The following is a 10,347-nucleotide window of genomic DNA, read 5'->3' as shown; positions in this document are numbered from 1 at the left end:
GCCGGGGAAGAACCGTGGCGGACAAGATCCCCAGGTGAACCCGGTGACCGTCTCGGCCGTTCCGTTCTCCGCCTCAGCGGCAACGAGTGATTACTTTACGCACGGCCCGACCACACCACCAACACCACCCACATCCCGGGCGTGTCGTCCCCCGACTTCCCCGAGGACTCGCGGGAGGAGGGGTACCGAGCCGCGGTCGGACGGGTGCCGGTCGGCGGTCGCACGCGTGCCGACGCGACCCGGGAACGACGGGAGGCACGGTGCGTACCCGCACCGTGACTCCCGTCCGACCGATCGTCGACTCAGACGTCCGTCTCGTCCGCCGCGGCCAACTGGCCGCACGCGCCGTCGATCTCCTTGCCGCGGGTGTCGCGCAGGGTCGTCGGGACGCCCGCAGCGTTCAGCCGGCGGACGAACTCGTCCTGCACGTGGGGCTCCGACGAGGTCCAGACCGAACCGGGCGTCGGGTTGAGCGGGATCGGGTTGACGTGCACCCAGCCCTTGCCACGCGCGTTGAGCTTCTCGGCGAGCAGGTCGGCGCGCCAGGCGTGGTCGTTCATGTCCTTGATGAGGGCGTACTCGATCGAGACCCGTCGACCGGTCTTCGCGTAGTACTCGTACGCGGCGTCGATCGCCTCGTCGGCCTTCCACCGCGAGTTCACCGGGATGAGCTCGTCGCGGAGCTCGTCGTCCGGCGCGTGCAGCGACAGGGCGAAGGTGAGCGGGATGTCCTCGTCCGCCAGCTTCTTGATCGCCGGCACCAGGCCGACGGTGGAGACGGTGATGCCACGCGCGCTCATCCCGAGACCGTGCGGCTGCGGAGCGATCATCGTGCGCACCGCCTCGATGACCCGCTTGTAGTTGGCGAGCGGCTCGCCCATCCCCATGAAGACGATGTTCGTGACGCGTTCGGCATCGACGCGGTCCTGCCCGCCCTTCCGCGGGTCGCCCCCGAGTTCACCGGCGGCGATCGCGGCGTTCGCCCGGACGATCTGCTCGATGATCTCGGCGGTCGACATGTTGCGCGTCAGCCCTGCCTGGCCGGTCGCGCAGAACGGGCAGTTCATGCCGCAACCCGCCTGCGACGAGACGCAGAGCGTGATGCGACCGGGGTAGCGCATCAGCACCGACTCGACCAGGGCGCCGTCGTGCAGCTTCCAGAGGAACTTGATCGTGTCGCCCTTGTCCGTCGCCAGACGCCGGGTCTCCGTGAGGAGCGGCGGCAGCATCCCGGCCACGAGTTCCTCGCGCTGGGCAGCCGGCAGGTCGGTCATCGTCGCCGGGTCGGACGACCAGTGCGTGAAGTAGTGCGTCGACAGCTGCTTGGCGCGGAAGCCGGGCAGGCCGAGCTCCTTGACCTTCGCGACGCGCTCCTCGACGGTCATGTCGGCGAGGTGCACCGGCGGCTTGCCGCGCTTCGGCGACGCGAACTGCAGGAGGGGTCGCCCCTCGGAGTCCTGCGCCTGGGTCCACCCCTCGGTGCGCGGGCGCACCTGCGGACGCGTGGAGCGCTGCTCCTCGAACGGGGTGCGGGTCTCGGTGGCCATCACTCCAGTTTACGGGAGGTGCGCAACTCCCCGTCGACGCGTCACTCCCCCGCGGGCAGCAGACGCGCGAAGTGGTGGGCGTTCGGGTACAGCGGCACGATGTCGACCGGGTCGCCGGGGTGCGGCGCCTGCAGCACGATGCCGTCGCCGAGGTAGATGCCGACGTGGTCCTCGTTGTCGAACACCACGAGGTCGCCCGGCAGGGCCTCGGACTGCGGGATCGTCGTGGCGACCGCGTCCTGCGACGGCACGTAGTGGACGAGCGGGATGCCGACGGCCGCGTACGCCACCATCGTCAGTCCCGAGCAGTCGATGCCGGAGTGGCTCGCGCCGCCCTCGACGTACGGGTCCCCCATGTACTGCAGCGCCGTCGAGACGATCGTGGCGCGCTTGCCGCCCGCCGACAGCACCTTCGAGATGGCCGCCTCGGCCTGCTGCGTGGTGACGCCGTACTTCGTGACGATCGTCGGGTAGGACACGATCGTCGTGGTGGTCGTCATGCCGTCCGTCTGCACGACGGGGACCTCGACGTCGCGGGCGACGGTGAAGGACTGCGCGTCGTCCGCAGCCGTGACGGCGGACGCCGAGCTGCTCGTCGTGGTCGCCGGGGCCGCGTCCGCAGGGACCGCGAGCGTCAGCGTCGACGTCACGGCGAGCGCCGGTGCGAGCAGGATCGCCGCGCGCTTGGCGTTCGCGGCGCGGCGGACGTGCCGCGGGTCCGCGGCACGCTCGGCGCGGAGTGCTGCGGAGCGTGAGAGCACCGCGGCGCCGGCGACGGCGGTCGACGCGACCGGGCGCGGTGCGGCGAGCGCGACCGTGCGCGCGGGCTTCGCGGGCTGCACGAAGGAGGAACGGGCGACCGCGGGGCCGAGGGCCGCGCGACGGCCGCGGGGACGCCGCAGCTCCGCGGGTTCCCACGACCGGGGTGCGGTCGGCTCGGGTGCTGTCGACCGTGCGCCGTCGTGGGCTGCGGGCAGTGCGTGTCGTCCCATGGTTCCTTCCGCGATCGGGCGACGGGTGGTCGACCGGCTCAGGGAGATAACGTATTGGTCACGAAGCTGTGACCGCCAGGGCTGGAGCGTCCGGTTCCTGCGGTTCGTCTCAGCCTGCCGGGTCGAGCGCAGCCCTCCCCGAGCGAGCGGAGCCGGCACGCAGTGGTCAGGCGCGGCAGCGGTCAGGCGGCAGCGGTCCGGCGCGGCAGCGGTCAGGCGCGCTCGAGGTGGCTCCGGACGCGCTCCTGCACGCGGGCCGCGTCGTGGTGGTCCCAGAGCCCGAAGTGGGTGCCGCCGGGAAGCGTGAGGAGCTCGGCCCTGGGCACGGTCGCAGCGGCCCGGGCACTGTGCTCCATCGGGACCTCGGTGTCCGCGTCGCCGTGCACCAGCAGTGTCGGTGCCCGGACGGCCCCGAGCTCGAGGTCGTCCACCGCTCCGAGCACCCGCACGTCGTTGTCCCACCCCGGACGGTTGCGCCCGCCCGCGTTGCCGCTCGACGACAGGTCGAGCAGGACCCGGCGGCGGGGCCGATCGTGCAGGACGTCCGCGACGTGTGCGGTGAGCGCCCGCCCGCGCAGGGAGCTGACGCCGGCCTCGGCGGTGCGGACGACGACGGACGGCACCAGTCGGGCGGCGGACGCGGCGAGCGCCGCACCGACCCGGGTGTACGCGACGACCCACTCGGCGAAGGACGGCTTCGGCGGGACCCACCGCGCGGACAGCCCGGCGACGACGACGAGCGTCCGGATCCGGTCCGGGTGGCGGACCGCGAACCGGTAGGCAGCCGGGCCGCCGCCGGACCACGCCAGCACGGCGACACGGTCGATGCCGAGCTCGTCGAGGAGCACCGCGTACCGGTCGGCCTCGTCGTCGAGCGAGGGGTGGTCCGGCTCGAGGGTCGTCCCCTCGTAGCCCGGTCGTGCGAGGGTCACGACGCGGAAGCGGTCGGAGGGCAGGAAGCGGGCCATCGCCTCGGCGGAGGAGATCCCGCCGGGGGTGCCGTGCAGGACGAGGACCGGGGCGCCGGTGCCGCGCACGGCGACCGCGATCCCGCCGGTCCCGGTGCTCGGTGACGTCCGCTGCATCCCTGCACGCTACCCAGCGCAGCATGGGGCGGACCGGGGCTGCGCGGTGGACGCGCCGGGTGCCTCCCGACCGACCTGCGGATCCGGACAGGCGAGGGAGACGGGCGGGCTCAGCCCGGCTGGGACCCCCGCGTGCGACCGGGGGTCCCGGCGACCGCGATCATCCGTCGCTGCCCTCGCAGCGTCTCCCCCGGGTGCTCCCCGTAGCGCGTGGAGTACGCGCCGGAGAAACGCCCCATGTGCCGGAAGCCGCAGGAGGACGCCACGGCTCCCACCGAGGTCTCCCGTGCGTCGGCGAGCTGCAGCGCGATCCGGGCCTTGTCGAGCCGGAGGTCCCGGAGGAACGCGGTCGGCGTCGATGCCTCGTGCCGTTGGAAGGTCTCCTGCAGCGTCCGGACGCTGGACTCGGCACCGGCGGCGATCTCCGCGGTGCTGAGCGGGCGGGCGAAGTGCGCGTACATGTACGCCTTCGCCCGCTCGAGCGTGGCGACGGAGCCGTCGGGGACGCCGCCGTCGGGGTCGGGGCGGAACGCCTCGAGGACGGCTTCGGCGAGGCGCAGGTCCAGCACCGCCCGCTCTCCGTCGACCACGTCGACGTCGAGCATCGCACCGGCGAGCTCGCGGAGCGTGCGCTGCAACGGCGCGAGGCGGGCGGACGGCACGGCGGCCGGGAACGCCAGCGGCACGGGGACGGCCGCACCGCCGACGACCGCGACGGCCTCGAGGAAGTCCGCGTCGAAGTGCACCAGGTGCACGGTGCCGGGCGGCGCCGCCACCGAGAAGGGACGACCCGCCGGGCACATCACCGGGACGCCCGGGCGGAGCGTGACGCCGTCCTCGCGGTCCGGGTCGAGCACGACACCGCCCTCGACGGACCACGCGAGCAGGTACTGCCGGCCGGGGGCGAGCACACCGCCGTGGTGCGCCGAGACCGACGAGGTCCGCAGGCTCACCCGCCCGTCCCCGGTGGCGCGGTACCGGTAGCTGAAGGGGGCGTCCCCGTCGGGACGGCACCACAGGTCGTGGCCGTCGTACACGTCCTCGTGGAGGGTGCGGGCCCCGCCGGGTTCCGTGCCGCTGTGCACGACCTGTCGGACCGAGGTCCGGCGCTGCTCGGTCGACCGGTCCTCCGCGGGCGGGTCGACGGTCGCGGTGATCACGTGCGGTCGCCGCGGCTGGGTCCGCGGACCCGCCCCAGGTCCGCGAGCGACGGCGCCGGGGCGCCCTCGGGCACCGCCCAGCCCCGTCGCGCGGCGCGGCGGAGGTGCCGGTAGGTGATGACGCGGACCGGTTCGACCCGCTCGTCCGTCTGGTACGTCGACATGTCGTGCTCCCTGCATCACGACCGCCTGGCGTCCTGCGTCGTCCGGAGCGTCCGGTCGGCAGGGTCGCGGGGTGGCGTGGCACCCACCCTGGCGGCCCCCGCGTGGCGTGGCCGCCGGACGATCTCGTCGTGTCGGCGACGGTACGCGCCGCCGGACGGCACCGCGGACACCGGACACCCAGTCCGCGCACTCCGGACGGAACGTCGTCGTCCGTCCGTCCGGTGTGCGACGGACGGGAGGCGCGTGGCGGGCGGCCGTGCGCCTCCCGTCCGGCGGCCACTCGCGGCAGGCTGCCGTCGCCGGTCCGGGCCTGCCCGCGGCGGGCCGCCGTTGCCGGTCCGGCAAGGATCCTTGCGGTGCGCTCCGGTGCGCGGTCGACTGGGCGGATGCACGCGCACGACGACCCCTCCGCCCCCGCCGACGCACACACCCCGGCCCGCCCCGACGGCACTCCCGCGGGTGGGGGCGGCACGGCGCGCGACTGGTGGGAGGCCCGGTACGCCGAACGGGACGGGATCTGGTCGGGCCGGGTGAACGCGGTGCTCGCCGACGTGGTCGCCGGACTGCCGTCGGGTGGCGGCCGGGCACTCGACCTCGGGTGCGGTGAGGGCGGCGACGTCGTCTGGCTCGCGGAGCAGGGCTGGACGGTGACCGGCGTCGACCTGTCGCAGACCGCCGTCGACCGCGCCGACCGCGCGGCGCGGTCGGCCGGGGTGGCCGGACGGACCCGGTTCGTCGCCGCCGACCTGGCGACCTGGAGCCCGGCTCCCGACGAGCGGTTCGACCTGGTCACGGCGTCCTTCCTGCAGTCGTGGCCGGTCGGCATCCCCCGCGACGCGATCCTGCGCCGGGCGACCACGGCGGTCGCTCCCGGCGGGCACCTGCTCGTCACCGCCCACGCCGCTCCGCCGCACCGCGACGTGCCCGAAGAGATGCGGTCACACCGCTTCCCGACGCCCGAGCAGGACCTGGCGGCGCTGCGGCTCGACGACGGGTGGGACGTCATGGTCGCCGAGGGCCGACCGCGATCGGCGACCGGACCGGACGGCGAGCGACACGAGACGGTGGACAGCGTCGTGCTCGTGCGGCGACGGTCAACGGAGGTCGACGCGTAGCGTCGGCGAGGTGGGGACGAACGACACGGAGGGCACGGGCACGGCGCACGGCGTCGTCGTGCCGCTCGACGTCGCCGGGGTCAGGGTGGGCGAGCTGCACGACGGCGCGGACGTCCCGCCGGCCTGGGTGCCGCGGCCCTTCCTCCACCCGGTGCGGACGCTCGGCGGCGTGGTGCTCACCGACCGCCACCCCGAGGACCACCCCTGGCACTGCGGCCTCGGCGTCGCGTTCCCCGACCTCGACGGCGTCAACTGCTGGGGCGGACCGACGTACGTGGACGGTCCCGGCTACCGGTGGCAGGACGACCACGGCACCGCGACCGTCGGCCCCTCCGAGACGGACGGCGCTGGGCTGCGGCTCGGCACCTCCTGGCGCGACCCGGCCGGCGCGCTGCTGCTCCACGAGGACCGCACGCTCGGCTGGCGTGCGACGCCGGACGGCTGGCAGCTCGAGTGGACGTCCACGCTCCGCGCGCCCGGTGCCCGACCGGTCGCGCTCGGCAGTCCGGCCAGCCACGGTCGCGCCGGTGCCGGCTACGGCGGCTGGTTCCTGCGGTTCGCCCCCTGCACGGACGTCGTGGTCCGCACCCCCGACGGCGCGGGCGAGGACCGCGTGCACGGTTCCGTCGCACCGTGGGTGGCGTGGACCGGGTCCTTCGACGGCGGACGAGCGCACGTGCTCGTCGAGGCGCTGGACCACCGCGATCCGTGGTTCGTCCGGGTCGCGGAGTACCCCGCGGTCGGCTCGGCGCTCGCCTGGCGTTCCCCCGTCGTCGTCCGGCCGGACGAGCCGCTCGTGCGGTCGTTCCGCGTGACGGTCTCCGACGGCTGACGGTCCGTCTGCGTCGTCCGCGTAGCCTCGCGGTGTGTTCCTGATCTTCGGCACCCGCGGCTCCGACACCCTGCTCACCGTGGTCCGCTTCGTCTGCGGGGTGTGCGGCGTCCTGGCGGCGCAGCGGGTGGTGCGCCGCACGACGAAGCTCAGCCTGTTCTTCGTCCCGCTCGTCCCGCTGTCGCGCTCACACCGCAACGAGTGCACCAACTGCGGTGCGGTGACCCGGATCACGGCCGAGCAGGCGGACCGGGCGATGACGTGGTCGGACGGTCGACCCGGCGCCTGACGCGGGTCAGCGCGCGCCGTCGAGCGGCAGTGCGTCGCTCGTCGTGCGCAGGGACTCCTGGCGGAGCTCCAGCTGCGTGGTGGCCAGCGCAGCGAGGTCGCGCAGGTTCGCCAGGTCGCCCTCGGACGCCTCGCGCGGACGGACGTCCAGCACGGCGAGGGTCCCCACCGCGGTGCCGTCGTGCCGCAGCAGGGGCACGCTCACGTAGAACCGGATGCCGAGCGGCCCGGTGACGAGCGGACTCTGCCGCATCTCCGGGTGCACGGACCCGTCCGGGATCACCACGGGGACGGGTACCGGCGCGAAGCCGCTGCGGAAGCTGATGCTGCGCGCTGCCTCGTCGACCCCCTCGGCGATCCACGACTGCGACCACTCACGGTCCTCGTCGAGCACGTCGACCAGGGCGATCGGAGCGTCGAAGAGCCGTGCGGCCATCGCCACGGTGCGTTGCAGCGATTCCTCGGGCAGCGAGTCGAGCGTGGCAGGGCGGGGGTCCGCCGGGGCGGCTGGGGTCGGCTCGGCGGGGCCCGCGTCGGCGGTCGCGGTCGCAGCGGGGGCGGCATCGGACCGGGCACCGGTGGCCGCGATGTCGGCTGCAGCGCTCTCGGTGATGACGACGTCGCGCAGCATCGTGACGAGCTGCGCACCGAGGGGCCGTGCCGTCGGGTCCTGCGCCGTCATCGCGCGGAGCAGGTGCTTCCAGTGCTCCGGCAGCGGCTCCGGCACGACCGGGTCGCGCGACAGCCGGGCGATGGCGGACTCGACGAGCGACCCCGGGAACTCGCGGCGTCGCGTGAAGCACTGGAGCAGCACGAGACCGAGCGAGTACACGTCGCTCGCGGGACCGACGTCCGCACCCCGGGCCTGCTCCGGGCTGAGGTAGGCAGCCGTGCCCGTCGTGACACCGTCAGCGGTGAGCCGTTCGACCCCCGCGGCCAGGGCGATCCCGAAGTCGGTCAGCCGTGCGCGGGCCCGGTCGGAGCCGGTGCCGTAGTCCACGAGCAGGATGTTGGACGGCTTGATGTCGCGGTGCACGACGCCGTGCGGGTGGATGTACTCGAGCGCCTCGGCCATGTCGTAGCCGATCTCGGCGATGTGCTTCGCGGAGAGCGGTCCGACCTCGAGCCGCGCCTCCAGGTCCTGTCCGACGACGAGCGACATGACGAGGAAGCGTCGCGGACCACTGCCGACGACGTCGACCACACCCGCGTCGAGCAACCCGACCAGCCCGTGGTGCTCGAGCGCAGCGAGGACGCCGAGCTCCGCCTCCTGCCGTGCCAGGTCGACGGAGCCCGGGTGGAAGAGCTTCACGGCGACGGGACGGTGCAGCACCTCGTCGGTGGCGCGGTACACGACGGACATGCCGCCCCGCCCGATCTCCTGCTCGAGTCGGTAGCGCCCGTCGAGGAGCGGCGCGGCGTCGTCGTGTCCCATGGGTTCCTCGTCGTCCTGTCGGTGGGCAACGATGCATCTTCGCATCCCGGTGCCCCGGATGCGCGCAGGGGCACGTCCACCGGATGGTCGCGCGTCGCAGCGGTGCCGCTAGCGTGACCGTGTGAGCGACACCACGACCCCACAGCCACGACCCTCCGACCCCGACTGGGAAGCACGCGTCGCGGCGCTGTGGGCGGACGACACCGTGGACGACGCTGCCCGGATCGACCGGATGCGCGAGCTCGCGGCGGTCGCACCCAACCCCGCGCTCGGCTCGTTCGAGCTCGGTGGCGCACACGACTCCGGCGGGCAGGAGGCCGCCGCGCACGAGCAGTACGCCGCGGCGAACGAGGCGGGGCTCGGCACCGTCGACCCCGACCGTGCCGCACGGCTGGTCGTGCAGCACGCGTCGACCCTCCGGAACCTCGGCCGGGTCGACGATGCGATCGCGATGCTCCGCGATGCCCCACCGCACCCTGCGACCGGAGCGGCCCCTCGCGTCTTCCTCGCGCTCGCGCTGCACAGCGCGGGCCGTGTCGACGAGGCACTGCGGGTGGCGATCGAGGCCGTCGAGCCGACGCTTCCCCGCTACAACCGATCGGTACGGGCCTACGCGGCCGCGCTCACGGACCCGGGAACTCCCGGCGACGGCGACGGCGACCAGCAGCGCTAGCCGCGACGGGAGGCGCGGTGCCAGCTGGCACCGCGCCTCCCGTCCGTGGTCACCCCGTCAGTGCGAGGCGGCCTTCTCGATCTTCTTGCGGAGCTTCGCGCGCTGCTTCCGCGCGTGCGGGTCGTTCCAGGCCTTGCGGATGGTCTCGGCCGTGCTCGTCTTCTTCACGACGGGCCGGTTCGACCGGGACCCGATCCAGATGCCGACCAGGGCGATGAGCCCGATGACGATGATGCGGTTGCGCATGCTGTTCTCCTTCTCTCGGTGGGTGACCTCGTGAGGTCAGCCGGTGATGCGGCGGCGACCGCCGACGCGGACGATCAGGCCGGCGACGACCGCACCGAGGACCGGTGCGACGATGAAGACCCAGAGCTGGGCGAGCGGCGTGGCCCCACCGTAGACCGCGGCAGCGACGGAGCGTGCGGGGTTCACGGAGGTGTTGCTCACCGGGATGCTCACCAGGTGGATGAGGGTCAGGGTGAGGCCGATGCCGATCGGGGCGAGGGCCTGGTACTCCTGCTTGGCGGTGATCGAGAGGATCACCGCGAGGAAGACCCCGGTGAGGACCGCCTCGGTCAGGAAGACGGCGCCGAGGCCGTACCCGCCCGGGCTGGCGCTGCCGAAGCCGTTCGAGGCGAAGCCGGCGTCGTGCGCGGCCCGGAAGGCGCCGGCCTAGCCCCGACGCCGCCGAGCACGAGCAGGAAGGTGCCGAAGAACTCGGACAGGTAGCGGGCCAGCGGGCTCCACTCGGCAGCGTCCTCGCGACGCTGCTCCGAGGTCGATGCGCTGACGGCTCCGTGGTTGCGTGCCACGTGGGGTCTCCTCCTGGGTCTGCGGACGGGAGGCTCGGGTCGCCTCCCGGGTTCGGCTGCGGCTGTGTGGACGGCCGGTTCCGGGCACGGAACGGCCGGGGGACGTCGGGCGTCCCCCGGCCGGTGGGTGGTGCTGCGTGGTGCTGGTGGTGCTGTCACTGGACGCGGGTGGTGCGTGCCAGTGCGGTGCGGGTGCCGCCGGTGAGGTGGACCAGGACCGGGATCTGTCGGCCGAGGGTGTGG

Annotated in this window: 11 protein-coding genes and 1 pseudogene; 4 read left to right on the top strand and 8 right to left on the bottom strand. The window is 74.0% G+C overall.

All coding sequences use genetic code 11. The annotated features are described in order from the left end of the window. Nucleotides 1-302: 302 nt before the first annotated feature. From rlmN to J2X59_RS15805, 5 genes are all read right to left on the bottom strand, one after another. On the bottom strand, nucleotides 303-1,547 hold the full coding sequence (rlmN, locus tag J2X59_RS15825; protein ID WP_326497309.1) for a 23S rRNA (adenine(2503)-C(2))-methyltransferase RlmN: 1,245 nt from the start codon (nucleotides 1,545-1,547) through the stop codon (nucleotides 303-305). A 41-nt stretch (nucleotides 1,548-1,588) separates the two neighbouring features. Beyond that, nucleotides 1,589-2,539 carry a C40 family peptidase gene (locus J2X59_RS15820; protein ID WP_326497308.1) on the bottom strand — a complete coding sequence of 317 codons (951 nt, stop codon included), beginning with the start codon at nucleotides 2,537-2,539 and terminating at the stop codon, nucleotides 1,589-1,591. A 212-nt stretch (nucleotides 2,540-2,751) separates the two neighbouring features. Further along, nucleotides 2,752-3,624, bottom strand: coding sequence for an alpha/beta fold hydrolase (locus J2X59_RS15815; RefSeq protein ID WP_326497307.1), 873 nt, complete (start codon nucleotides 3,622-3,624; stop codon nucleotides 2,752-2,754). A 110-nt stretch (nucleotides 3,625-3,734) separates the two neighbouring features. Next, nucleotides 3,735-4,784, bottom strand: a complete 1,050-nt coding sequence (locus J2X59_RS15810) for an AraC family transcriptional regulator (RefSeq protein WP_326497306.1) — start codon at nucleotides 4,782-4,784, stop codon at nucleotides 3,735-3,737. Further along, nucleotides 4,781-4,948 carry a hypothetical protein gene (locus tag J2X59_RS15805; protein ID WP_251155794.1) on the bottom strand — a complete coding sequence of 56 codons (168 nt, stop codon included), beginning with the start codon at nucleotides 4,946-4,948 and terminating at the stop codon, nucleotides 4,781-4,783. Before J2X59_RS15805 ends, J2X59_RS15810 begins: the two co-directional genes overlap by 4 nt. Before the next feature lie 387 nt (nucleotides 4,949-5,335). On the opposite strand from J2X59_RS15805, the gene J2X59_RS15800 reads away from it, so the two are divergent. The 3 genes from J2X59_RS15800 to J2X59_RS15790 are packed head-to-tail and all read left to right on the top strand — an operon-like array spanning nucleotide 5,336 to nucleotide 7,185. Next, nucleotides 5,336-6,064 (top strand): class I SAM-dependent methyltransferase, encoded by a 729-nt coding sequence (locus J2X59_RS15800; RefSeq protein WP_326497305.1) that lies wholly within the window; start codon nucleotides 5,336-5,338, stop codon nucleotides 6,062-6,064. A gap of 10 nt (nucleotides 6,065-6,074) precedes the next feature. After that, nucleotides 6,075-6,896 carry a PmoA family protein gene (locus J2X59_RS15795; RefSeq protein WP_326497304.1) on the top strand — a complete coding sequence of 274 codons (822 nt, stop codon included), beginning with the start codon at nucleotides 6,075-6,077 and terminating at the stop codon, nucleotides 6,894-6,896. Nucleotides 6,897-6,930: 34 nt separating this feature from the next. Next, nucleotides 6,931-7,185 (top strand): hypothetical protein, encoded by a 255-nt coding sequence (locus tag J2X59_RS15790; protein WP_066653429.1) that lies wholly within the window; start codon nucleotides 6,931-6,933, stop codon nucleotides 7,183-7,185. A gap of 6 nt (nucleotides 7,186-7,191) precedes the next feature. On the opposite strand, the gene J2X59_RS15785 is transcribed toward J2X59_RS15790, so the two are convergent. After that, entirely contained in the window at nucleotides 7,192-8,619 is a 1,428-nt protein-coding gene (locus tag J2X59_RS15785; RefSeq protein WP_326497303.1) for a GAF domain-containing serine/threonine-protein kinase, read from the bottom strand. Between the two features lie 121 nt (nucleotides 8,620-8,740). Here J2X59_RS15785 and J2X59_RS15780 point away from each other — a divergent pair, with 121 nt between their 5' ends. Then, entirely contained in the window at nucleotides 8,741-9,292 is a 552-nt protein-coding gene (locus J2X59_RS15780) for a tetratricopeptide repeat protein (protein WP_326497302.1), read from the top strand. A 57-nt stretch (nucleotides 9,293-9,349) separates the two neighbouring features. On the opposite strand, the gene J2X59_RS15775 is transcribed toward J2X59_RS15780, so the two are convergent. Both J2X59_RS15775 and J2X59_RS15770 read right to left on the bottom strand, forming a co-directional pair. Further along, nucleotides 9,350-9,538: a hypothetical protein gene (locus J2X59_RS15775; RefSeq protein ID WP_066653419.1), complete on the bottom strand. Its 189-nt coding sequence runs from the start codon at nucleotides 9,536-9,538 to the stop codon at nucleotides 9,350-9,352. 36 nt (nucleotides 9,539-9,574) lie between these two features. Further along, a pseudogene (locus J2X59_RS15770) lies at nucleotides 9,575-9,910 on the bottom strand (aquaporin); the annotation flags it as partial. Nucleotides 9,911-10,347: the final 437 nt, after the last annotated feature.

The sequence above is a fragment of the Curtobacterium sp. 260 genome, from assembly GCF_030803485.1.
Lineage (GTDB): Bacteria > Actinomycetota > Actinomycetes > Actinomycetales > Microbacteriaceae > Curtobacterium.
The sequence above is the reverse complement of the archived record's forward strand: the minus strand, read 5'-3'. Positions and strand labels throughout refer to the sequence as shown.